Consider the following 22,605-nt stretch of genomic DNA (forward strand, 5'->3'; position numbering starts at 1 on the left):
GAATCGCTTGACAAGCAAGTTGACAAGTTGCGATCTGCATCGCGTCACCAGCGAAAGGCCCGCGCCATGCCCCCCTTCCCCGACCGCGAACTGACCGCCGAAGAGATCGTGGCCGCGATGGATGGCCGGCTGCACGCGCAGGAGGACGGGCGGGCGGATGCCTTCCTGCCCTCGCCCGTGGTGCAGAACCATGCGGCGAACCTGGCGCTGTTGCCGGATGGCAGCCTGGCCTGTGTGTGGTTCGGCGGCACGATGGAGGGGATGGGGGATATCTCTGTCTGGTGTTCGGTGCTGGCGCCGGGGGCGGCGCAGTGGTCGCCTGCGCGGAAGCTGTCGGACGATCCGGGGCGGTCCGAGCAGAACCCGGTGCTGTTCACCGCGCCGGACGGGCGGCTGTGGCTGTTCCACACCAGCCAGCCGGGCGGGCGGCAGGACGAATGCGAGATCGTCGCCCGGGTGTCGGACGGCGGGCTGGACGGGTTCGGCCCGCCGCGCCGGGTGGGCAGGTTCCGGGGCGTGTTCATCCGCCAGCCCCTCCGGATCGGGCCGCACGGCGAATGGCTGATGCCGGGGTTCCGCTGCATCACGCCGGCCGCGGGGCGCTGGACGGGCAGCGAGGACGATGCGGTGATGCTGGTGTCGCGCGATGGCGGCGAAAGCTGGGAGGCACGGGCGGTGCCGGGCAGCCTGGGCGCGGTGCACATGAACCCGGTGCCGGGCGGGGCAGGGGCGATGCCCGCCTTCTACCGCGACCGCTTTGCGCGGCAGGTGTTGCGCAGCCGGTCGGCGGATGGCGGGCTGACATGGACCGCGCCGGAACTGACCGAATTGCCGAACAACAATTCCTCGATCCAGGCGGTGCGTCTGGCCGACGGGCGCATCGCCATGGTGCTGAACCCGGTCAATGCCGCGATGTCGTCGGCCCGCCGCGCCTCGCTTTATGACGAGATCGAGGGCGAGGCGCCGGGCGAGGCTGCGCCCTCGGCCGCAGTCTGGGGCGTGCCGCGCGCACCGATGATGCTGGCGGTGTCAGCCGACGATGGCGAGACCTTCCCGCTGCGTGTCGAGCTTGACAGGGGCACAGGCGCGGCGTTGTCGAACAACTCGCGAGAGGGGCTGAACCGCGAGTTGTCCTATCCGTCGATCCTGCAGGATCCCGAAGGCAACCTGCACATCGCCTACACCTACCACCGCCGCGCCATCCGGCATGTCAGGTTGGACCGGGGTTGGCTTGCGCGACAGCTGGGAGTGCAGGCGGCCAGGCCAGGTGCGGCGGGCCAAGCGGGTTCGGTTCCCTGAGCACGTCCACCAGCGTCATCTCGTCGAACACGGCCAGAAAAGCGCGGACAGCCTTGGCGGCCGCCGCGGGCAGGCTGCATGGGCCGCGCAGGAGGCAGGGATCGCCGGTGGTGCATTGGCATTCGAACAAGGCAAAGTCGGATTCGGTGACGCGAAGGATGTCGCCGATACGGATTTCTGCAGGGTCGCGGGCAAGAGAGAATCCGCCCGTCCGCCCCTTGGTTCCGACCAGAAAGCCGGCATGCGAAAGCTCTCGCACAACCTTGCGCAAATGCGCTTCCGAAATGCTGTAAGCACGGGCGGCTTCTTCGATGGTGCACCGTTCGCCCCGGCGGTTTGCAGCGAACAGCAGAACCCGAATGGCGTAGTCGGAAAACTTCGTCAGTCGCATTGCATCCTATCACGCGCCACTTTCCGCTCAAATTGCGCATATTTGTGGCATGTTTTTATCATACCACGCCAGGTCGCGATGTCGCTATCCTCTCTCGTCTGGTCGGTAGGGGGAAAGCGGGCCGACGGGGGACCTAGCGGTCGCCTCGCGGAGGGCCAGCGGCCGACCTGTCATGGTCCGACTTGACTTCGCGGGTCCGCTCGGGCCAATTGGGCTCGATGGTTTCCGGCCTGTCAAAGACGTTGGCCGGATGAAAAGGGAACGCGGTGAGGTGTAGCCATCAGGCGCCAAATCCGCGACTGCCCCCGCAACTGTAGGCGGCGAGCGACCCCCGATCACCACTGGCTTTCGGGCCGGGAAGGTGGGGCGAGCAAGGACCCGCAAGTCAGGAGACCTGCCATCGAAACATGGACCACGCCGGGCGGGGTGCCCCGGAAGGAGTTGCGATGGATGATCTTCTGCGTCGGCCTGTGGCCACGCCCCCCTATGCCGTGACGCAACGCGCGCGGCACCAGATTCTCGTATGCCAGACCTGCCGTCACAAGGGCGACACCTGCCGACCCGGTCTGCAGTTGCTGGAGCGATTGCGCGTGGCCATTGCCGCCGCGGGGCTTGGCGACGGCTTCGAGGTTTCAGGCACCGCCTGCATGGCGGGCTGCGACCGGCCCTGCACCGTGGCCTGGCGGGCCACGTCCAAGGCGACCTGGTTGTTCGGCGACATCAGCCCGGATGAGGACATCGACGATCTGGTGGCCTTTGCCCGGCTCTACCGCGACCTTGACGACGGCTGGTGCCGCGCAGCCGACCGGCCCGGCAAGCTGGCCGAACATGTGCTGGCCCGCATCCCCGCCGCGCTGATCGTGACTGGCGAAGAGGTCGTGCAATGACGCCAGACATCGAATTGCGCGGCGTGACATGGGGGCCGGCGGGCGGCCCCGAGATCCTTCATGACCTGTCGTTCCAGGTGCCGCGCGGCGAATTGCTGGCGATCTGCGGCGCCAACGGGGCGGGCAAGTCCTCGCTTCTGCGGCTGATCTACCGGTTCCAGCCGCCGCGGCGCGGGACGGTGCTGCTGCGGGGTCGCGACATCTGGCTGATGAGCGCGCCCGAAGCGGCGCGGGTGGTCGCCGCCGTGCTGCAGGAACAGCCCACGGATTTCGCCCTGACCGCGCGGCAGATCGTGGCGCTGGGCCGTCTGCCGCACCGGCGTGGGCTTTTCGCCGGCCTGTCCTCGCCCGGTGCCGACGACGAGGCGGTGATCACCGGCGCACTGGTGCGGCTTGACCTTGTGGCGCTGGCCGACCGGCCCTTCGGAACCTTGTCGGGGGGCGAGCGGCAGCGGGTGATGGTGGCCCGCGCCCTGGCGCAGGAACCGCAGGTTCTGGTGCTGGACGAGCCGACGAACCATCTGGACATCCGCCACCAACTGGAACTGCTGGCGCTGTTGCGCGGCACCGGGTTGACCGTGGTCACCACGCTGCACGACCTGACGCTGGCCGCCGAACATGCCGACCGCATCATCGTGCTGCGGCAGGGGCGCATCCTTGCCGACGGTCCACCCGAACGGGCGCTGACCGAGACCACCCTTGGCCAGGCCTTCGAGGTGCGCAGCCGGATCGACCGTTCGGGCGACCGGCCGCGCTTTTCCTTTCATCTCTGATCCCCTCATAACCTAGCGAGGACCCATGCTTCGTCTTTCCCTTGCCGCCCTGCTGTTGTCTGCCGGTGCGGCCGCGGCCTTCCCCGTGACCGTGAAAAGCTGCAACCGCGACGTCACCTTCGATGCTGCCCCCAGCCGGGCGATTTCCAACGATGTGAACCTGACCGAGATGATGCTGGTGCTCGGCCTGCGGGACCAGATGGTGGGCTATACCGGCATTTCGGGCTGGAAGACGCTGGACCCGGTGATGCGCGAAGGCGTGGCCGAACTGCCGGAACTGTCGGCCAAATACCCGACCAAGGAGGTGCTGGCGGCAGCCGAGCCGGATTTCTTCTTTGCCGGCTGGAACTATGGCATGAAGGTCGGCGGCGAAGTGACGCCCGAGACGCTGGAGCCCCTGGGGATCAAGGTCTATGAGCTGACCGAGAGCTGCATCCACATCGGGCCGAAGGAAAAAAGCTCGATGCAGGACATGTATGCCGACATCCTGAACCTGGGCACGATCTTCGGCGTCGAGGACCGCGCGCAGGCGCTGGTGGCCGGCTGGCAGGCCGAACTGGCCGAGGTGACGAAGGGCGTGGACCGGACCGATCCGGTGCGGGTCTTCGTCTATGACTCGGGCGAGAAGGCCCCCTTCACCGCCGGCCGCTATGCCATGCCGACCGCGATGATCGAGGCGGCGGGCGGCGTGAACATCATGGACGATCTGGACAAGTCCTGGGCCGAGATCGGCTGGGAACCCGTGGTCGAGCGCAACCCCGAGGTTGTGGTGATCGTGAACTACGGCGACGTGACGGCCGAACAGAAGATCGCCTTCATGAAATCGAACCCGGCTTTCGCCGAGATCGACGCGGTGAAGAACGACCGCTTCGTCGTGCTGGAATATGTCGAGGCGACGCCCGGCCCGCGCAACATCGAGGCGGTGAAGAAGCTCGTCGCCGGCTTCGCTGACTGAGCCATGGCCGAGACGACCGCCTCTGTCAGCATCGCCCGCATGGGCCGGCGCGCAGCCATCGCGCTGGCGGCGGCGGGGATCTTGGTCCTGTCGGTGGTCGTCGCGGTTTCGGTGGGGGCGGTGGACCTGCCGCTGGGCACCGTCTGGGGCATCGCGCTGGACCATCTGGTGCCGGGGCTCGTGGCCCCGGACTGGAGCCGCGCCCATGCCAACATCGTCTGGGAAATCCGCTTTCCCCGCGTGGTCCTGGCCGGACTGGTGGGGGCCGGGCTGGGGATCGTCGGCGCGGCCCTGCAAGCCGTGACGCGCAATCCGCTGGCCGACCCTCACCTCCTGGGCATCTCGTCCGGTGGAGCCTTCGGTGCGATTGCGGCGCTGATGCACACGGGGCTGTTCCTGGGCCTTCTGACCGTGCCGCTGATGGCCTTTGGAGGCGCGCTGCTGGCCACGCTTCTGGTGCTGGGCGTGGCGCAGGTGGCGGGCGCCACCTCGGCCGACCGGCTGGTGCTGGCGGGGGTGGCGGTGAGCTTCGTCATCATGGCGGCGGCCAACATCCTGATCTTTCTGGGCGATCCGAAGGCCACGCATACCGTGGTGTTCTGGATGCTGGGCGGGCTGGGTCTGGCGCAGTGGCCGCATCTGCTGTGGCCGCTGGCGGTGCTGGTGCCCGGCGGGCTGTGGCTGATGACTCAATCGACCGCGCTGAACGCGATGTCGCTTGGCGATGAAACCGCGGCGACGCTGGGCATCCCGGTGGCGCGGTTCCGTCTGGCGGTCTTTGTCGTGGCCGCGCTGATCACCGGGGTGATGGTGGCGTTTTCCGGCCTGATCGGCTTTGTCGGGCTGATGATGCCGCATCTGGTGCGGCTGGTGGCCGGGGGCAACAACGCCGTGGTGCTGCCGGGTTCGGCCTTTGCAGGGGCGGTGTTCCTGATCTGGGCCGATGCTGTCGCCCGCGTGGTGATGGCGCCCGAAGACCTGCCCATCGGCGTGGTGACGGGTCTGTGCGGCGGCATCTTCTTCATCTGGCTGATGTCGCGGCGGCGCTAGCCCGCAGTGCATCGCGCCGCCCCTGGACGGGATGCGCTTGACAGGGGGGCCGGGACGGTCACTGTCCTGTCTCAAGCTGTCCGCCGAGCCGGGCCGGGCAGGGACGCAAGCCACCGGGGAGGAGCCATGCGCCGCTATTCATCCGTCCCCTTCGCCGATGTGACGATCACCGGCGGTTTCTGGTCCGAACGCCTGGACACCGTGCTGCGCACGACGATCCCCAGCCAGCACGCCCAGCTTGAGAAGTACAACGTCCTGGAAAGCCTGAAGCTGCCCCAGCCCGTGCCCCCCTTGACCTTCAAGCCGCATGCCAACGGGTTCTCGACCCAGATTTTCTGGGACAGCGACGTGGGCAAGTGGATCGAGGCCGCTTCCTACGCCCTGTCGCATCGCCGCGACCCGGTGATCGAGGCGCAGATCGAGGCGATCACCGACGATCTGGAAAAGGCGCAGGAGCCCGACGGGTACGTCAACTGCTGGTATCTGGAACGCGAGCCGCAGAACCGCTGGACGAACCTGCGCGACAATCACGAGCTTTACAACCTGGGCCACCTGCTGGAGGGCGCGGTCGCCTACATGCGCGCCACCGGCCGCGACCGGCTGATGAAGGTGATGGAACGCGCCTTCGACCATGTCGCCACGGTCTTCGGCACCAGGCCGGGCCAGAAGCGCGGCTATTGCGGCCACCCCGAGGTGGAGCTGGCTCTCATCAAGGCCTGGCACGCCACGGGCCAGCGCAAGTACCTGGACCTCGCCAGCTATTTCGTGGACGAGCGCGGCCGCCAGCCACATTACTTCGACATCGAGCGCGATGCGCGGGGCGAACCGGCCGGCAAGTACGGCCAGGGCACCTATGAATACAGCCAGTCCCACCTGCCCGTGCGCGAGCAGACCAAGGTGGTGGGCCATGCCGTGCGGGCCTTCTACCTGTACACCGCCATGGCCGACCTTGCCGCCGAACACGACGATGCCGCGCTGCGCCGCACCTGCGAAACCCTGTGGCAGGACGTGACCTCGACCCGGATGTATGTGACCGGCGGCTTCGGCCCCTCGGAGCGCAACGAGGGCTTCACCGAAGACTACGACCTGCCCAACGACACCGCCTATGCCGAAACCTGCGCCAGCGTGGCCATGGTGTTCTGGGCGGCGCGGATGCTGAACCTGGACTTGGACGGCCAGTATGCCGACCTTCTGGAACTGGCGCTGTACAACAACGCGCTGGCCGGCCTGTCGCGCGAGGGCGACACCTACTTCTACGACAACAAGCTGGAAAGCGACGGCAGCCACCGCCGGTGGGATTGGCACCCCTGCCCCTGTTGCACGATGAACGTGGCCCGTCTGGTGGCCTCGATCGGCGGCTATGTCTTCGGTCTGGCCAAGGACGAGGTGGCAATCCACCTGTACGGCGGGGCGAAGGCCGACCTGCCCGTCGCGGGCGGCACGGTCCGCATCGCGGAAACCTCGAACTACCCTTGGGAAGGCACGATCCGCGTGGCGGTCGATCCCGATGCCGCGCGCCGCTTCACCCTGTCGCTGCGCATCCCGTCCTGGTGCGCCGGGGCGCGGGCAAGGGTGAACGGCGCCGATGTGCCCGTCACCCCCGAACGCGGCTATCTGCGGCTGACGCGCGACTGGATGCCGGGCGATGTGGTCGAGCTTGACCTGCCCATGCCGCCGCAGCGCCTTTGGGCGCACCCGGAAGTAAAGGCCGATGTGGGCCGTGTGGCACTGCGCCGTGGCCCGCTGGTCTTCTGCTTCGAAGGGCAGGATCAGGATGCGCCCCTGCACCGCCTGCGCCTGCCGCGCGACGCCGCGCTGCACGCCGAATTCCGTGGCGACATGCTGGGCGGCATCTCGGTCATTCGCGCCGAAGGCTCTGCCGTGACAGAGCCAAGCCCCGCGCTTTACCGCACCGCACCCCCGGCCGAGGCGCACTCGCCGCTGCTGGCGGTGCCCTACTACATCTGGTGCAATCGCGGCCCGAACCCGATGCAGGTCTGGATGCGGGAATGATCAGGCGAAGGGCTCAGGCCGCCTCCGTGGTCTGCGTCCAGGCAAGGCCCTTGTCGTCAAAGACATGGGCCTTTTCCGTGTCGATCGACAGGGACACGGTTTCGCCCGGCTCGACCTTAACCCCACCATCGGACTCAACGATCATCGGGCCAAGCGCGGTGTCCACATAGGTGTAGCTGGTGTTGCCCAGGTACTCGACGACCGAGACCCGGCCCGCAATCTGGCCGCCTCCCTCCGAGGTCAGCTTCACATGTTCGGGCCGTATGCCCAGTTCCACCGCGCGTTCGCCGGTAAAGCCCGGCACGGCGCGCGGGGGCAGCGCCAGCGCGATGTCATCGCCCATGGTCAGGGTCAGGCCGCCCGATCCGGCGCGGGCACGGGCCGGAAGGAAGTTCATCGCCGGCGAGCCGATGAAGCCCGCCACAAATCGGTTGGCCGGGCGGTTGTACAGTTCCCACGGGCTGCCGGCCTGGCTGATCACGCCCTTGTCCAGAACGACGATCTGGTCGGCCAGGGTCATCGCCTCCACCTGATCATGCGTCACATAGATCATCGTTGTCTTCAGGTCGTTGTGCAGCTTGGCCAGTTCCAGCCGCATCTGCACCCGCAGAAGCGCGTCCAGGTTCGACAGCGGCTCGTCGAACAGGAAGACCTGCGGATCGCGCACCAGCGCCCGCCCGATGGCAACCCGCTGGCGCTGGCCGCCGGACAGTTGCGCCGGCTTGCGTTCCAGCAGCTCCTCCAGATGCAGCATCTTCGCGATGCGCGCCGCCATTTCCCGCTGTTTCGCCTTGGGCTCCCGCGCCAGCGACATCGAAAAGCAGATGTTCTCGGCCACGGTCAGATGCGGATAAAGGGCGTAGTTCTGGAACACCATCGCCACGCCGCGCGCCTTCGGCTCCAGATGCGTCACCTCACGCGTGCCGATGCGGATGGTGCCGTCGCTGACCGTCTCCAGCCCGGCAATCATGCGCAGCATCGTCGACTTGCCGCAGCCCGAAGGTCCCAGAAGCGCGGTGAAGGATCCGTCCGGCACAGACAGGTTCAGTCCCCGGATCACCTCATGCCCGCCAAAGCGCTTGGAGATGCCCGCCAATTCCACCGAAGCCATGTCTTACCCCTTGATCCCGGCTGAAAGCGTGATGGCCTGCGTGACCCGACGCTGGAACAGAAGATAGGCCAGCGCCACCGGCAGGCTGGCCAGAACCGCGCCTGACAGAAGCCGTCCATAGAACACGCCAAAGGCATCCTGCACGGCGGCGATCCCCACCGTGACGGTCATCATCTTCTCGTCCTGCGCGGCCAGGAACGGCCACAGGAAGCTGTTCCAGGCACCGATGAAGGTGATGATGGCCAGCGCCGTAGTCACGCCCCAGTTCATCGGCAGGAACAGCCGGAACAAAAGCTGGAACTCGGTCGCCCCGTCCATCACCGCCGCCTCGCGGAACTCCTTGGGCAGGCCGTCGAAGAACTGCTTGTAGACGATCACCGTCACCGGCGCGATCAGCATGGGCAGCACGATCCCGGCATGGGTGTTCAGAAGCTGCACGCCCGCGATGATGATGAAGTGGTTCACGATCAGGGCCGAGATCGGCACCATGAAGCTGGCCAGGATCATCCACCACAGCGCCTTGCGCCCCGGAAAGCGCAGCTGCGAGATGGCATAGCCGGTGCAGGCCGACATGAAGACCACGATCACCGTCACCGAAACCGCCACGATGGTCGAGTTCAGGTACCAGTACGGCAACCGCGAGGTCTGGATGTTGAACAGGAAGTTGGTGAAGGTCGGATCCTGCGGCAGCAGGGCAAAGTCCTTCACCGTCTGGTCGTCATAGCGCACAGAGGTGGCCATCGCCCAGTAGACCGGAAAGAACCAAACCGCCGCCGCGATCAGCGTCAGCAGCGTCAGAAGCACGCCTCCGGCATCCAGGCGCCGGTGTTGGGTCGAACGGGTCTCGCTCATCTCTGCCCCCGGATGCGCAGGATCTGGAACTGCAGGACCGAGAAGGTCACCACGATGACGAACAGCGCCAGCGCAATGGTCGCCGAATAGCCGCCCGCGTTCTTCTGGAACGCCTGTTCGTAAATGTACTGCACCAGCACCATCGTCGCCTGCGTCCGCCCGCCCACGGCGAACAGGTAGACCTGGTCGAAGATCTTCAGCTGCAGGATCAGCTGGATGGTCAGGCACAGCACGGTCACCGGCCAGATCAGCGGCCAGGTCACGCGGGTGAACATCTGCCACCGTGTCGCCCCGTCCAGCTGCGCAGCCTCGTACAACTCGGCCGGGATGTTGCGGAGCCCCGCCAGGAACAGCAGGATGGAAAACCCGTTGGTCCACCAGATGGTGATGACCGCCACGCCCGGCATGAACCAGGGGATCGTGCGCCACACGTTCACCGGGCGGCCCGCGACCCATTCGATCGCGCCCTGCAGCATCCCGAACTGCACGTTGGTCATCCAGTCCCAGATCACATAGACCACGGTGACCGGCAGGATATAGGGCAGGAAGAACGCCGCCAGGATCACGCTTTGCAGCCAGCCTTTCAGCCGGCTCACCATCAGCGCGATCAGCAGCGCCACCGCCGTGCCCGGCACCACCGTCAGGGCCACGAAATAGGCCGTGTTCCACACCGCCTTGCGGAACACCGGGTCCTTGAACATGCGGACATAGTTCTTGAAGCCCACATACTTGCCTTCGCCGATCAGCGGCGCATCGGTGAAGCTGAGCCGCACCATCTGGATCGTCGGATAGACGAACATCCAGCCGTAGATGACGACGAACGGCAGGATCAGCACGAAGGCTGCCAGCAGTTCTGACCTTCGGTTTCTAAGCATCGGGACCCGCGCCGGAAAAGGGAACCCCGGCAGGCCGTCACCAGCCTGCCGGGGTGGGGATCACTGCTGCAGCGCGTCCAGCGCGGCCTTCATCTCGGCCACGGCGGTGGCAGGGTCGGTCTCTCCGTTGATGGCGGCGGTAAAGGCATTACCGGCCGCGTCAAACAGCGGCGAGGCCACGCCCGCATTCACCGACTTGGGGTCGAAGACCGAATTGGCGGTCAGCTTGGCATAGGTCGCCTGGGGCTGCATCGCCTTGTATTCCGCCGTCTCGGTCACCGCGACGTTGGCCGGGATATGGCCGGCGGTCGCCCAGAACAGCGAGTTCGCCTCCATCCACTTGATGACCTCAAGCACCGCAGCGTGCTTCTCGGGGCTGACTTCCTTGCCAGCGTTGGCCGGGATCGCGAAGGCGTGGCTGTCGGCATAGGTGCAGGGCCGGTCGAACAGCACCGGCAATTCGATGGCGCCCCAGTTGAACAGCTTGCCCTGCTTGTTCAGGTCGTCCATCGTCGGGACTTCCCAGACACCGTTGATCATGAACGGCGACTTGCCCGAGGTGAACAGAGCCACGGTCGAGGGATAGTCGGTGTAAGACGGGTTGTAACCCTCGGCCACCCAGTTCGAGATCACGCCCACCGCATTGGCCAGCTTTTCCTGGCTGTCGCCGGGGAACCAGTTGCCATCGGTGCCGATCTCGCCGTTCTGCTGGCACAGAAGCGAATAGATCGTGCGGAAGGCAAAGCCGCCGTCGGCGGTCACCTGCACGATGCCCCATTCGTTGCCGTCGTCCTTCAGCTTCTTCAGGGCAGCGTTGAAGTTGTCCAACCCGTCCAAGCCGGCCGGCAGGCCATCGGCGCCGATCAGGCCGGATTTCTCCAGCAGGTCCTTGTTGTAGTACAACACGATCGGGTGGGTATCGAAGGGCACGGCATATTGCTTGCCGTCCACCTGCACAGCGTCCCAGGTCGCCGGCGCGAAGTTTGCGGCCGAAAGGCCCATCGCCGCCATGTCCTCGGGGGTGATCTCGGCCAGCGTGCCCTGGCTCACGGCCAGAGGGATGCGGCTGGCGTGATAGGTCATCATGTCGGGGCCTTCGCCCACGGCTGCGGTGGCCTGCACCTTGGAATAGAACGGCACGCCCCAGTCCAGGGTGGTGGCCTGAATCTCGATCGTGTCGGCGTGTTCCTTGTTGAACTCTTCGATCAGCGTCTTCATGCGCACGCCGTCGCCGCCGCCCAGGAAATCCCACCAGACCACGGTTTCCTTGGCCTCGGCCATCGAGATTGCAAGCGCAAGAACGGCACTCGCTCCGAGAAGTCGTTTCATCGCATTTCCTCCCATGATCGGGGCCGTTTTCCCGCGGCCCCTTGCGCCCTGTTTGCCCGGCCCGCCAAGGCTGGCGGACCAGAACCAGGCCGGATCGCTCCGGCTCCTCCCGATTGCGAGCCTAAGGAAGCTGCTCGCCTCGTGTCAACAGATTTACCGATACATATCCGGTATCAGGATACTTATTCGTGGGGCAACGAATCCGTGGCCAGGCCGGCCGCGGCCTGCACAAGCGCAGTGAACAGCGTATCGGCAACCGGGTCTTCCCCGGCTCCCGACCCCAGAACACGATAGGTGCTGGCGACCAGCGCCCCCCGCCCGACCCGCCGCGCGGCGATCAGCGCGGCCGGCTTGTGCGCCCAGCCTACCACAAGCCCCGAACTTACCGGACCACCAAATTCCCATCCCCGGAACCCGGTCAGCACATGGGTGGGAATCACCCGGTCGAAACTCGCGTCCACCAGCGGTCCGCCAGGAATGGCGGCAAAGGGCCCGTCGCGCCGCAGCCAGGTGAAGCTGGCGATCCAGTCGCCGCGCCACATCGTGCCGTGCCGCGCGTGCAACGCCATGTTGGGCAGCTGCGCTTCCTGTCCGCGGGGAAGGCCCGGCTCCGAATCGACGATGGGGATGAAGGGCTGTTCGCGCGGCGCGATGTCCGACCGCAGGCGCGGCGACCCGCCGTCCGCCAGCAGCAGGTACCGCGCCCCGCCCTGCAACCGGGCAATGTCCTCTGGCCCCAGGATGCGGGCCAGAACCACATCTGCCGCGGCCGGGGCCACCACCCGCAGGCCCAGGTCGGCCGCCCGCGCAGTCAGCCTGGCATCGGCACTGCCGACAGTGGGAAGCCCGCCCGCCGTCAGCGAAGCATATAGCGCAATCTCGGCGCGGTTCCTGGCCAGTTCGCGCCCGCCTGCCACAAGGCGAAGCGTCACGGGCAGCATCCGGTTCGCGCCGCCCAAAGGCAGGGAAAGGGTCAGCGTCACTTCGGGTGTCACCGACAACGCCGGGGTTGCCGGCACCGCGATACGGCCCGACTGGCCCTCCATCTCCCAGTGCAGTTCAGCCGCTGGCAGATCCTGCCCGCCCGTCGCCACCGAAAGTGCCAGCGGGAATGCCTGCCCCATCCAGCCCGACCAGCGTTCGGCCCTTGGCACGATCACCACATCGGTGTTGATTCTGGCGAAATCTGCGTGGAAAGACCGGATGTTGCGGTTCATGTCCAGAAGCCCGTTCGACTCCCAGTGCACATCCGTCAGCTCGGTGATGACATAGCCCTGAATGGGCGCGCGGGCGCGCATCGATTCGATTTCGTATTTCAGATTGGCGAACTGATAGCCCTGAACCGCCGTCACAAAGCCTGCGACGGTGCCGAAGGTGCGGTCCAGTCGCAGCGTGGCAAAGCGTTCCTCCAACCCGTGGGGCAGGGCGCATCCCTCGCCCCAGGTCGCCCCGGTTTCCATCCACCACGGCTCGGCGTCGCCGATGCGCACCTCATCGGGCTGCGGCAGGCCCCAGACGCCGAACTCCGATACCACCAGCGGCTCGTCGCCCCGCCGCTGCGCATCGCCATGCGGGGAATAGGTCCAGTCTGCCCCGGCCGCGAACTCCTCGGTCAGCGCCTCCCATTCGGCGCGGCGTTCGGGGATGGACCGGTAATAGTGAAAGTCGTTGATGTCCGTCTTGACGTGGAAATTGCCGTGGCAGGGCGAGTTGTCCACCACAAGCCGCCCCGGATCGCGCTGCTTCAGCCAGTCGTAGGTATCGGCCAGCCAGCGCCGGTGCGCCGGATCCTCGCCCAGTCGCGTGCCCCAATCCTCGTTGATCAGCGTCCAGATGGCGATGGACGGATGGTTGCCGTCGCGCACCAGAATCCCCTCCATCGTCTGCCGCATCCGCCGGGCCGAAGCGGCGGTGAAGCTCGCGACATTGGGAATCTCGGTCCAGACCAGCAGTCCCAGCCGATCGGCCACCTCGTAATAGCGCGGGTCCGGCACCTTGATGTGGCAGCGCAGGCAATTGAGCCCCAGCTCTTTCGCCTTGCGCGCCTGATCCTCCAGGAACTCCAGCGAGGGCGGCGTGGCGATGCCCTCGGGATAGTAGTCCTGATCCAGCGCCCCACGCAGGTAGAAGGGTTTGCCGTTCAGATAGAACCGCCCCCCGCGCGTCTCGAAGCTGCGGAAACCGAACACATGCTCGGTCACATCCCGCACGCCGTCCTTCTCCACCGTCACCCGCAGCCGGTACAGGCTGGGCTCCTCCGGCGACCACAGCCGGGGAGCGGGCACCACAAGCTCCGCCCCCTCCGCCACCACCGCTCCGCCCGCATCCAGCACACAGGCCCGCACCTCGGCCGGCGCCGACAGCGCCACGTCCAGGCTCACCCGCCCCGACAGATCCGCCCGGATCGCGCAGTGCCGCAGGTGCACCGGGTCGCGAACCTCCAGCCAGACCGACTGCCAGATACCGGCGAAGGGCCCGTACCAGCTTTGCTTTCCATGCGGAATTTCGGCAAAGGCCTCGCCCTCGGGCAGCGCGCACTCCACCTCCACCAGGTTCCCCGACCGCAACAGCCCCGCCGGCAGCGGACATTCGAACGGCAGCCAGCCGTTGTCGCTCTGCCCCACCACCTGCCCGTTCACGCGCACCACGGCCGACCACATCACCGCGCCGAAGATCAGCACCGCCTCGCGCCCGCCCGCCAGATCCGGCGCCGCGAACCGGCGGGAGTAAACCGCCCGCCCGCCCCGCTGCCGCAGATCGGCGAACTGTGCCTGCCAGGGCATCGGCACCACGGCCTGCCGCAGCTCGCCCGATTCGTGACGAAACGCCCAGGCCCCGTCCAGCGACTGGCGCATCCGTGAAACCGCCTCCATCGCTTCCTCCCTGCTGATGGATCAGTTATAGTATTAGCAGTTTACTGTTTACCGCGCCCTGCCTAGACCGCAAGAACAATTTCCGGGGGAAGACGTGAAGCGGCCGACCATGATCGACATCGCACAGCGCGCCGGGGTCTCGCAGGCCACGGTCTCGCTGGTGCTGGGCGGCGTCGCCTCGGCCCGCGTGTCCGAAGACACCCGCGCCCGCGTCAAGGCCGTGGCCCAAGAGATGGGCTATGTCCGCCGCGGCGGCCTGGCCCGCACCACCGATGTCAAGGTCATCGGCCTCCTGATCGACGAAGTGATGACCACCCCATTCGCCGCCCCCTTCCTGGAAGGCGCCCGGCTGGAGGCCGCCGAAAACGGCGCGCTGGTCTCCACCATCTGCACCGGCGCCGATCCGGCGACCGAGGCCGCCGCCATAGAAACCCTGCGCGCCATCGGCTGCATCGGCGTGCTCTACGCCCGGCTGATGACCCGCATCGTCCAGCCGCCCCCTTCGCTTGCCGGCCTGCCCTGCGTCCTGCTGAACTGTCACGCCGCCGACAGGACGCTGGATTCCGTGGTTCCCGCCGATGTCACCGGCGCCTTTGCCGCCACGACAGAGCTGATCCAGGCCGGCCACCGCCGCATCGCCCATCTGCAGGGCGAAACCTGGGCCGAGGCGACGCGCGACCGCACGCTTGGCTACCGCCGCGCCCTCGCCTCGGCCGACCTGCCCTTCGACCCGGCACTTGTCGCCGGCCCCACCTGGACGGCGCTCACCGGCCGGGCGCGCACGCTCGAACTTCTCGACCTGCCCGATCCGCCCACCGCCTTCTTCTGCTACAACGACCGCGTGGCGCTTGGCTGTTACGAGGCGCTGGAGCACCGCGGCCTGCGCGTGCCGCAGGATGTCTCGGTCGTGGGCTTCGACAACGACGACATCGCCGCCACGCTGCAACCGCCGCTGACCACCATGGTGCTCCCGCACGAGGAAATGGCCCGTTGGGCGGTGCAGGACCTGATCGCGCGCGCCGAAGGCCGGGGCGCAGAACCCCGCCGGGTCAAGATCGACTGCGACATCATCCGCCGCGGCTCGGTCGCCCCGCCCTGCCGCGATTGACTGAAACAGAAATCCTGATACTCAGGGCGGAAGCTATCGAAAGCAGCCCGTATGAGCCGGAATTTCCTGATCGTCGACCCGCTGGAAGGGATCGAAACCCTGAAGGCGCTGTCCTCGCCGGTGCGCGTCAACATCCTGAAACTCCTGCATGATCAGGGTCCGCAGAACGTCAACGCCATATCTGCCGCACTGGAACTGCCGCAATCCTCGGTCTCGGCCAACGTGCAGATGCTGGAAGAGGCGGGGCTGATCCGCACCGAGACTGCACGGGCGAAAAAGGGCAACCAGAAGGTCTGCCACACGCTGTTCGACGAGGTTCTCGTCATGTTCAAGAAGGATCCGGCCACCGCCGGATCCGACCGGATCGAAGTGGCGATGCCGCTTGGCCTTTACACCTCGTGCGAGGTCACGGCGCCCTGCGGCCTGTGTTCGACCCAAGGCATCGTCGGCCTGCTCGACGTGCCCGACACCTTCCTTGACCCCGGCCGGATGAGCGCGGGGCTGATCTGGTTCACCCGCGGCTATGTCGAATACCAGTTCCCCAACAACCTGAAACTGATGGGCGGAGAGCTGGAAGCCGTCGAATTCAGTATGGAACTGTCGTCCGAAGTGCCCGGCACCGCGGCCGACTGGCCCTCGGACATCACCTTTTCCGTCAACCAGATCGACGTGGGCACCTGGACCTCGCCCGGCGATTACGGCGACAAGCGCGGTGTCTATACTCCCGATTGGTGGAAGCTGAAGGGCAGCCAGTACGGGATGCTCAAGACGGTGCGCGTCACCCATGACGGCACCTATCTGGATGGAATGAAGATGTCCCCCGTCTCGCTGGTCGACCTCGACCTCGCCGCGCATCGCTCGATCCGCTTCCGAATCGGGGTCAAGGACACCGCCCGCCACCCCGGCGGCCTCAACATCTTTGGCCGCGGCTTCGGCAACTACGATCAGGACATCGTCATGCGGGTCGTGACGCGCCGCTGACCGGGCCGAACTCGGGGCTTGACGATGCTTCCGATTTCCTGATGTATATCGGATCATTCGATATGAAAGCCGCCGGCTCGCCGGTCGGCCCGTCGGGGAGGGACGGAGCGATGAAGGCCAGCGTTACAGCCCACAAGGATTTTACCATCGCGCGGATCGACGACCGCGTCTATTCCGCATTTCTCGAACATCTCGGCCGGGCGATCTACAGCGGCATCTACGAACCCGGCCACCCCACCGCCGATGCCAACGGGATGCGGGGCGATGTGGCCCAATTGGTGCGCGACCTGAACATTCCCTTCGTCCGCTATCCGGGTGGCAATTTCGTTTCGGCCTACAACTGGGAAGATGGCGTCGGCCCGCGCGAAAACCGCCCCGTGCGGCTCGATCTTGCCTGGCACACCTCCGACTCGAACCAGGTCGGCGTCCATGAATTCGTCGATTGGTGCGACCTTGTCGGCACCAAGCCGATGCTCGCCATCAACCTCGGCTCCCGCGGCCTCGACGAAGCGCGCAACTTCGTCGAATACGTCAACGGCCCGACCGGCAGCTATTGGGGCGATCTGCGCAAGAAGAACGGCCGCGCTGACCCGTTCGATTGCCGGCTCTGGTGCCTGGGGAACGAGATGGACGGCCCCTGGCAGGTCGGACACAAGACGGCCGATGAATATGGCCGCCTCGCCAATGAAACGGCCAAGACGCTGCGTGCCTTCGACAAGTCTCTGGAACTGGTGGTCTGCGGCTCGTCCAATTCCGACATGAAGACCTATCCCGAATGGGAACGGATCGTGCTGGAACACAGCTACGAGTCGGTGGACCACATCAGCTTGCACATGTACTTCGGCAACCGCTCGGGCAACACCGCCAACTATCTGGCGCTGAACGAAAAACTCGACCGCTACATCACCACGGTGGAATCGACCATCAATCTGGTGAAGGCGAACAAGCGGTCAAGGCACGATGTCTACATCAGCTTCGACGAATGGAACGTCTGGTATCACTCCAACGAACAGGACCGCGCGATCCTCGCCGGCGCCGAAGGCTGGCCCCACGCGCCGCGGCTTCTGGAAGACATCTACAACTTCGAGGATGTGCTTCAGGTCGGCTGCATCCTGAACACCTTCATCCGCAAGTCGAACGTGGTGAAGATCGCCTGCATCGCGCAGCTGGTGAACGTGATCGCCCCGATCATGACCGAACCGGGCGGCGCGGCCTGGCGGCAGACGATCTACTATCCCTACTACTTCGCCTCGATCTACGGTCGCGGAACCGCGTTGAACCTTGCGGTGCGCAGCCCCGGCTACGACGCCGATATCGCCGACAACGTGCCCTACATCGACATCGCCGGCGTGCATGACGAGGAAACCGGCAACCTCACCTTCTTCGCCGTGAACCGCCACCCGAACGAAAGCTTCGAGCTTGACCTCGCGCTTCAGGGCTTCGGCGCGGCCAGGGTCATCGACCACCAGGTGATGACCCATGCCGATCTGCGCGCGGTGAACAACCTTGCCAACCAGACTGCCGTCGTGCCGCACAAGGGAACCGGGGCCAGCGTCGAAGGCGCCCGTCTCACCGCCAGGCTACCCCCCTATTCCTGGCAGATGATCCGCGTTTCGACCGCGGCCTGAGCGGCCTCCGGGGGCGCGTCGCAGACGGCGCCCCCGGACTCTCCTTCGCCCCCCGCGTCCGGGCCCTCGGACAATTCTTAAGTCCAAGTAAAGACGCGCGCGCAACCCATTGAAATCATTGGATCGGACCAAGCGTCCGAGCTCGGACGCCTAGCCGGCGGCAAAGATGGACCGCAGCCGGTCATGGTCCAGCGCCGGGATCACCCGCCCCCGCGGCTTGACCGTGGCCACGTCCTCCCCCGCCACCATGGCATTGACCACCGCCTCCTCCACCGCCTCCACCGCGGCAAGGTAAAGGGGGTCGATATGCTCGGGGTTCAGCTCCTCCTTGGCCAGAAGCGGCCCGGAAACCTCGGGCATCGGGATCGGGTTGGCGGTCGAGAAGGCCAGGAACAGGTCGCCCGAGGAATTCCCCCCCGGCGTCCCCGTCCGCGCGATCCCCATCCCCGCCCGCCGCGCCACATGCCTCAGGGACACCGCCGACAGCGGCGCATCGGTCCCCACCACCACGATGACCGACCCGAGGTCCTTCCGGTTGAACTCCCCCTCCGGGATCAGCTTGCCCACCGGCTTGCCCAGGATGCTCAGCCAGGGCCGCCGCCCAAAGTTGGCCTGAAGCAGCACCCCCACCGTGTAGGTCCGCTCCCCGATCGTGACCAGCCGCGAGGCCGTCCCCGTCCCGCCCTTGAAGCCGTAGCAGATCATCCCGTTGCCCCCGCCGGTCGATCCTTCCGCCACCGGCCCCCCCACCGCCGCATCCAGCGCCGCAATGGCATGGTCGGGGCTCACATGCAGCGCGGTGATGTCGTTCAGGATCCCGTCATAGGTCTCGCCCACCACCGGCATCGCCCAGGCATGCTCGCCCTCGAAGAATTCGGCATACCGCCCCATCATCCACCGCGTCGCCCCATGATGCACCGCCCCGATCCCGTGGGTGTTGGTGATGCAGACCGGCCCGATGATATAGCCCGCGTCATGGATCCAGTGCGTCCCCGTCATCTCGCCGTTGCCGTTCAGGGCGTGGAAACCCGCCCAGACCGGCAGCGGCTGCCCCCGGTCGTCGCGCGGCAGGATGGCCGTCACTCCGGTTCGCATGTCCCGCGACGGGTCGGTCAGCGTGCAAAACCCGACCGACACGCCGGGCAGGTCGGTGATGGCGTTCAGGGGGCCGGGCGTGCCGGGAAACGGCAGGCCAAGGTCGCGGGCACGGATGGGCATGGGATCCTCCTTCTTCCGTCCCACGAAACCACTGCGGCAGCCCAAGGGAAAGCCCCATCAGTGCCCCAGATAGGCCGCCAGCGCCGGCGGCGGGTCATCCAGCAGCGCGCCCGTCGGCACGGGCGGGTGTGCCACGCCGTCCGCCACCAGCAAGGTCAGGGGCGCGATGCGACGGGCATCCGACGGATCATGCGTGACCATCAGCACCGTCGCGCCGGTCTCTCCGGCTACCTCGGCCACCAGATCCAGCATTTCGGCTTTCAGCCCCGGCCCGAGGGCGGCGAAAGGCTCGTCCAGCAGCAGCATCGGCCGCGCCCGCAAGAGCGCACGCGCCAAGGCGGCGCGGCTGGCCTGACCGCCCGACAACTCAGCCGGCCGCCGCGCGCCAAGACCCAAGAGACCCACGCGAGCCAGGGCGGCCTCGATCCGGTCGTGGTCGGTTGCGGTCAGTTTCAGGCGCGGTGAAAGGCCAAGCCCCAGGTTCTGAGCCACTGTAAGGTGGGGAAACAGGTTCTGGTCCTGGAACAGCACGGTCAGCGGCCGCTTCCCCGGGGGAAGCCCTCCAATGTCGATGCCTTCCCACAGGATCCGTCCCGAAACCGGCGGGAAGAACCCCGCGATGGCCGAGACCAGCGTGGACTTGCCCGCACCGGACGGCCCGATCACCGCCGCCGTCGTGCCCTTCGGCACGGTGAGACTCGCGGTAAGACGGAAGCCTTCCTGCGCCAGCACCACGTCCTGCAACTCAAGCCCTGACAAGACGTCCCCCCCTCTCCAGCAGAGCGAAGATCGTGAAGGTGGCCGTCACCAACACCAGCGCCGCACTTGCCGCCGCCTCCATCCGATAGGCCCCGGCCAGGCGCTGCACTAGGAGCGGCAGTGTCTCTTGCCGTTCGCCGGCGAAAAGCGCGATGACGCCCAGGTCGCCCATGGACAGGGCCGCAGCCAGCCCCGCGCCAAAACCTAGGGGACGCGCCAGCCGAGGCAGGATGACCCACCGCAGCGCCGCGCGCCCTTCCATGTCCAGCGAGGCCATCAGCCGCGACCAATCGGCCAGCAGGGTCCTTGCTTCGGGCAGCAGCAGGCGGAACACGAAGGGAAGGGACAGAGTGGCATTCACCATCATCGTCACCGGCAGAGCCAAGCCTTCGGGGGAAACCCAGGGCCGCAGGATCAAGAACAGCCCCGTGCCCATCACCAGCGCCGAAGCGGCAAGCGGAAGGGTCGCCGCCAGTTCGATGCCCCGTTGCCCCCGCGCCACGGCAAGGGCCAGCACAAGCGCCGCCGACACGGACAGCGCCGACGACGCCAGCGCGACGGCAGTGGACCGCAGCAGTGCGGGAGCAAGCGAGGCGGGGAGTTCGTGGAGCCCGGATAGTCCCCCGGCCACCACGGCCCCAATGGGCAGCGACAACAGCACCGCCGCCAGCGCGATTACCGCCGCATCCACAAGCCGCCGCCATCCGCCGGGGGCCGGGATCGCCTCGCCCCGATCCAACCCGCCGCCAAAACCCGCGGGCCGGGCGATCAGGCCAGCCAGCAGCACTGCCCCGGAGCAGAGTATGAACTGCAAGGCGGACAGGGCCGCCGCTCGGGGCGGGTCATAGTCGAAGCGCAGTGCCTGATAGATGGCAAGCTCGACGCTCGTTGCCCTCGGCCCGCCGCCCAGCATCAGTGTGACGGCAAAGCTGGACAGGCAGATCACGAACACGGTCAGCGCCGCCCCCGGCAGCACGGCGCGCAGCATCGGCATCTCCAGGTGCCGGAACACGGCACCCGCTCCCATGTCCAAAGACTGCGCCAGCCGGAACCGTTCTGCCGGAATGGCTGTCCAGCCCAAAAGCAGCATCCGCACCACCAGCGGCAGGTTCAGGAAGACATGGGCGATCACCACGCCATGCAGGCCATAGATCGTCATGCCCGGCAGGCCGACCGCCTCCAGCAGCCGGTTCACCAGACCGGCCCTGCCAAAGATCGCCAGCAGGCCCAGAACCGCCACGATAACCGGCAGCAGAAACGGCGCCCCGGTCAGGGTGATGAGCCACCCCCGACCGGGAAAGTGCCGCCGCGCGATGGTACGGGCGACGGGTATGGCCAGCAGTGTCGAGAACAGCGCCGACAGCGCCGCCTGGGTCAGCGAAAACCGCACCGCAGCCCAGTCTCCTGCCGTCAGCCCGGCGGCCCCACCATTCAGCGCAACGGCAAGGGCGGTGCCGAGGATCAGCACCGCGAGGAGGGCCGCCACCGAAAGGGCGGCCAGCCGCAGTGTCATTGCGACAGCGCCGCCCGCCATTCTTCGACCGCCGCCTTGGCGATCTCTGGCACCTCGGCCGGGGGGATCAGCAGGGTCTTTTCCGGCTGGATCAGGGTGGAAAAGCTCGCCGGCAGGCCGGCTGCCGGCGTCACCGCCGGGTACATCCAGTTCGTCTCGGGGATCGCGGTCTGGAAGGCATCCGTGCCAATGAAGGCCAGGAACTTGTCGGCCAGTTCGGGCTGGTCGGTGGCGGCCAGCTTGCCCGCCACTTCGACCTGCAGGTACTGGCCTTCGACAAAGGGCGCGGCGGCCTTGCTGTCATCCTTCTCGGCGCCGATGTGATAGGCGGGCGAGGTGGTATAGCTCAGCACCATGTCGGCCTCGCCGTTCAGGAACAGGCCATAGGCCTCGGACCAGCCGGGCGTAACGGTCACGATGTTGTCGGCCAGGCCCGTCCAGATCTCGCCCGCCCGGTCGCCATAGGCTTGCTTCACCCAAAGCACCAGGCCAAGGCCGGGGGTCGAGGACCGCGGGTCCTGGATGACGATCTTCACGTCCGAAGCCGCCAGGTCCTCGAAACCTTTCGGCGGGGAGGCGAGCTTGGTCTTGTCATACACGAATGCGAACCAGCCCCAGTCATAAGGGACGAAGTTGGGGTCGGCGAAGGCGATGGGCAGGTTTGCACCCCAGTCTTGCCCATGAGGGGCGAAAAGACCGGTCGCCGTGGCCTCGGCGGTCAGGTTGGTGTCCAGGCCCAACACGACATCCGCCTCGGAGGCCGCGCCCTCCATCTTCAGCCGCGACAGAAGCGCCGCGCCGTCGCCCCCGGTCACAAAGCGCAGGTCGCAGGCACATTCGGCCTCGAACGCCTTTTCAATGATGGGGCCGGGACCCCATTCAGAGGTGAAGCTGTCATAGGTCAGCACAGTCAGAACGGGCGTCTCGGCGGCTGCCATCGTGGCAGCGCCCATCAGTCCCGCGGCAAGGAGGTATCTCATATCGTTTCTC

19 protein-coding genes and 1 riboswitch are annotated in these 22,605 nt (G+C 66.7%); of the genes, 9 read left to right on the forward strand and 10 right to left on the reverse strand.

Features of this window, described 5'->3' with window-relative positions; translation table 11 throughout:
* Positions 1 to 66 precede the first annotated feature (66 nt).
* Positions 67 to 1,299, forward strand: a complete 1,233-nt coding sequence (locus tag JO391_RS17215; protein WP_259444741.1) for a sialidase family protein — start codon at positions 67 to 69, stop codon at positions 1,297 to 1,299.
* On the opposite strand, the gene JO391_RS17220 is transcribed toward JO391_RS17215, so the two are convergent.
* Complete coding sequence (locus JO391_RS17220; RefSeq protein ID WP_220661665.1) at positions 1,211 to 1,690, reverse strand: RrF2 family transcriptional regulator; 480 nt, start codon at positions 1,688 to 1,690, stop codon at positions 1,211 to 1,213. The genes JO391_RS17215 and JO391_RS17220 overlap by 89 nt on opposite strands.
* A 202-nt stretch (positions 1,691 to 1,892) precedes the next feature.
* A riboswitch (cobalamin riboswitch) is annotated at positions 1,893 to 2,106 on the forward strand.
* 30 nt (positions 2,107 to 2,136) lie between these two features.
* Here JO391_RS17220 and JO391_RS17225 point away from each other — a divergent pair.
* From JO391_RS17225 to JO391_RS17245, 5 genes are all read left to right on the forward strand, one after another.
* Complete coding sequence (locus JO391_RS17225) at positions 2,137 to 2,577, forward strand: DUF1636 family protein (protein WP_220661666.1); 441 nt, start codon at positions 2,137 to 2,139, stop codon at positions 2,575 to 2,577.
* Positions 2,574 to 3,350 (forward strand): ABC transporter ATP-binding protein, encoded by a 777-nt coding sequence (locus JO391_RS17230; protein WP_220661667.1) that lies wholly within the window; start codon positions 2,574 to 2,576, stop codon positions 3,348 to 3,350. Before JO391_RS17225 ends, JO391_RS17230 begins: the two co-directional genes overlap by 4 nt.
* Before the next feature lie 25 nt (positions 3,351 to 3,375).
* On the forward strand, positions 3,376 to 4,305 hold the full coding sequence (locus JO391_RS17235; RefSeq protein WP_220661668.1) for an ABC transporter substrate-binding protein: 930 nt from the start codon (positions 3,376 to 3,378) through the stop codon (positions 4,303 to 4,305).
* Positions 4,306 to 4,308: 3 nt separating this feature from the next.
* Entirely contained in the window at positions 4,309 to 5,355 is a 1,047-nt protein-coding gene (locus JO391_RS17240) for a FecCD family ABC transporter permease (RefSeq protein WP_220661669.1), read from the forward strand.
* 126 nt (positions 5,356 to 5,481) lie between these two features.
* A complete protein-coding gene (locus tag JO391_RS17245) occupies positions 5,482 to 7,368 on the forward strand; it encodes a glycoside hydrolase family 127 protein (RefSeq protein ID WP_220661670.1) in 1,887 nt (628 codons plus the stop codon).
* A gap of 13 nt (positions 7,369 to 7,381) precedes the next feature.
* Here JO391_RS17245 and JO391_RS17250 read toward each other — a convergent pair whose 3' ends face one another.
* The 5 genes from JO391_RS17250 to JO391_RS17270 form a co-directional block, all read right to left on the reverse strand.
* Positions 7,382 to 8,479: an ABC transporter ATP-binding protein gene (locus tag JO391_RS17250; RefSeq protein WP_220661671.1), complete on the reverse strand. Its 1,098-nt coding sequence runs from the start codon at positions 8,477 to 8,479 to the stop codon at positions 7,382 to 7,384.
* A gap of 3 nt (positions 8,480 to 8,482) precedes the next feature.
* The gene (locus tag JO391_RS17255; protein WP_220661672.1) at positions 8,483 to 9,331 is read right to left on the reverse strand and encodes a carbohydrate ABC transporter permease; all 849 of its coding nucleotides are present in this window, start codon (positions 9,329 to 9,331) and stop codon (positions 8,483 to 8,485) included.
* Positions 9,328 to 10,206 (reverse strand): carbohydrate ABC transporter permease, encoded by an 879-nt coding sequence (locus JO391_RS17260; RefSeq protein WP_220661673.1) that lies wholly within the window; start codon positions 10,204 to 10,206, stop codon positions 9,328 to 9,330. The genes JO391_RS17255 and JO391_RS17260 overlap by 4 nt, the downstream gene beginning before the upstream one ends.
* Before the next feature lie 60 nt (positions 10,207 to 10,266).
* Positions 10,267 to 11,535 carry an extracellular solute-binding protein gene (locus tag JO391_RS17265; RefSeq protein WP_220661674.1) on the reverse strand — a complete coding sequence of 423 codons (1,269 nt, stop codon included), beginning with the start codon at positions 11,533 to 11,535 and terminating at the stop codon, positions 10,267 to 10,269.
* Positions 11,536 to 11,717: 182 nt separating this feature from the next.
* Entirely contained in the window at positions 11,718 to 14,408 is a 2,691-nt protein-coding gene (locus JO391_RS17270; RefSeq protein ID WP_220661675.1) for a glycoside hydrolase family 2 protein, read from the reverse strand.
* 94 nt (positions 14,409 to 14,502) lie between these two features.
* On the opposite strand from JO391_RS17270, the gene JO391_RS17275 reads away from it, so the two are divergent.
* The 3 genes from JO391_RS17275 to arfA all read left to right on the forward strand — a co-directional run bounded on the left by JO391_RS17275 (position 14,503) and on the right by arfA (position 18,125).
* A complete protein-coding gene (locus JO391_RS17275; protein ID WP_220661676.1) occupies positions 14,503 to 15,516 on the forward strand; it encodes a LacI family DNA-binding transcriptional regulator in 1,014 nt (337 codons plus the stop codon).
* Between the two features lie 51 nt (positions 15,517 to 15,567).
* The gene (locus tag JO391_RS17280; protein ID WP_220661677.1) at positions 15,568 to 16,497 is read left to right on the forward strand and encodes an ArsR/SmtB family transcription factor; all 930 of its coding nucleotides are present in this window, start codon (positions 15,568 to 15,570) and stop codon (positions 16,495 to 16,497) included.
* A gap of 110 nt (positions 16,498 to 16,607) precedes the next feature.
* Positions 16,608 to 18,125: an arabinosylfuranosidase ArfA gene (arfA, locus tag JO391_RS17285; protein WP_220661678.1), complete on the forward strand. Its 1,518-nt coding sequence runs from the start codon at positions 16,608 to 16,610 to the stop codon at positions 18,123 to 18,125.
* A gap of 150 nt (positions 18,126 to 18,275) precedes the next feature.
* Here the strand turns inward: arfA and JO391_RS17290 are convergent, their stop codons facing one another.
* Genes JO391_RS17290 through thiB form a run of 4 tightly spaced genes read right to left on the reverse strand, consistent with a single transcriptional unit; the run spans position 18,276 to position 22,595 of the window.
* Positions 18,276 to 19,343 (reverse strand): DmpA family aminopeptidase, encoded by a 1,068-nt coding sequence (locus tag JO391_RS17290; RefSeq protein WP_220661679.1) that lies wholly within the window; start codon positions 19,341 to 19,343, stop codon positions 18,276 to 18,278.
* Positions 19,344 to 19,400: 57 nt separating this feature from the next.
* A complete protein-coding gene (locus tag JO391_RS17295; protein ID WP_375155673.1) occupies positions 19,401 to 20,102 on the reverse strand; it encodes a thiamine ABC transporter ATP-binding protein in 702 nt (233 codons plus the stop codon).
* A complete protein-coding gene (locus tag JO391_RS17300; protein WP_220661680.1) occupies positions 20,089 to 21,615 on the reverse strand; it encodes an ABC transporter permease family protein in 1,527 nt (508 codons plus the stop codon). The genes JO391_RS17295 and JO391_RS17300 overlap by 14 nt, the downstream gene beginning before the upstream one ends.
* Complete coding sequence (thiB, locus tag JO391_RS17305; RefSeq protein WP_220661681.1) at positions 21,612 to 22,595, reverse strand: thiamine ABC transporter substrate binding subunit; 984 nt, start codon at positions 22,593 to 22,595, stop codon at positions 21,612 to 21,614. The genes JO391_RS17300 and thiB overlap by 4 nt, the downstream gene beginning before the upstream one ends.
* Positions 22,596 to 22,605: the final 10 nt, after the last annotated feature.

It is taken from the genome of Neotabrizicola shimadae, from assembly GCF_019623905.1.
GTDB classification, from domain to species: domain Bacteria; phylum Pseudomonadota; class Alphaproteobacteria; order Rhodobacterales; family Rhodobacteraceae; genus Neotabrizicola; species Neotabrizicola shimadae.

Excerpts from the sequence above, each read along its gene's own strand:
- JO391_RS17215 (WP_259444741.1), top strand. The coding sequence starts at position 67 with ATGCCCCCCTTCCCCGACCGCGAACTGACCGCCGAAGAGATCGTGGCC.
- JO391_RS17220 (WP_220661665.1), bottom strand. The coding sequence starts at position 1,690 with ATGCGACTGACGAAGTTTTCCGACTACGCCATTCGGGTTCTGCTGTTC.
- JO391_RS17225 (WP_220661666.1), top strand. The coding sequence starts at position 2,137 with ATGGATGATCTTCTGCGTCGGCCTGTGGCCACGCCCCCCTATGCCGTG.
- JO391_RS17230 (WP_220661667.1), top strand. The coding sequence starts at position 2,574 with ATGACGCCAGACATCGAATTGCGCGGCGTGACATGGGGGCCGGCGGGC.
- JO391_RS17235 (WP_220661668.1), top strand. The coding sequence starts at position 3,376 with ATGCTTCGTCTTTCCCTTGCCGCCCTGCTGTTGTCTGCCGGTGCGGCC.
- JO391_RS17240 (WP_220661669.1), top strand. The coding sequence starts at position 4,309 with ATGGCCGAGACGACCGCCTCTGTCAGCATCGCCCGCATGGGCCGGCGC.
- JO391_RS17245 (WP_220661670.1), top strand. The coding sequence starts at position 5,482 with ATGCGCCGCTATTCATCCGTCCCCTTCGCCGATGTGACGATCACCGGC.
- JO391_RS17250 (WP_220661671.1), bottom strand. The coding sequence starts at position 8,479 with ATGGCTTCGGTGGAATTGGCGGGCATCTCCAAGCGCTTTGGCGGGCAT.
- JO391_RS17255 (WP_220661672.1), bottom strand. The coding sequence starts at position 9,331 with ATGAGCGAGACCCGTTCGACCCAACACCGGCGCCTGGATGCCGGAGGC.
- JO391_RS17260 (WP_220661673.1), bottom strand. The coding sequence starts at position 10,206 with ATGCTTAGAAACCGAAGGTCAGAACTGCTGGCAGCCTTCGTGCTGATC.
- JO391_RS17265 (WP_220661674.1), bottom strand. The coding sequence starts at position 11,535 with ATGAAACGACTTCTCGGAGCGAGTGCCGTTCTTGCGCTTGCAATCTCG.
- JO391_RS17270 (WP_220661675.1), bottom strand. The coding sequence starts at position 14,408 with ATGGAGGCGGTTTCACGGATGCGCCAGTCGCTGGACGGGGCCTGGGCG.
- JO391_RS17280 (WP_220661677.1), top strand. The coding sequence starts at position 15,568 with ATGAGCCGGAATTTCCTGATCGTCGACCCGCTGGAAGGGATCGAAACC.
- arfA (WP_220661678.1), top strand. The coding sequence starts at position 16,608 with ATGAAGGCCAGCGTTACAGCCCACAAGGATTTTACCATCGCGCGGATC.
- JO391_RS17290 (WP_220661679.1), bottom strand. The coding sequence starts at position 19,343 with ATGCCCATCCGTGCCCGCGACCTTGGCCTGCCGTTTCCCGGCACGCCC.
- JO391_RS17300 (WP_220661680.1), bottom strand. The coding sequence starts at position 21,615 with ATGACACTGCGGCTGGCCGCCCTTTCGGTGGCGGCCCTCCTCGCGGTG.
- thiB (WP_220661681.1), bottom strand. The coding sequence starts at position 22,595 with ATGAGATACCTCCTTGCCGCGGGACTGATGGGCGCTGCCACGATGGCA.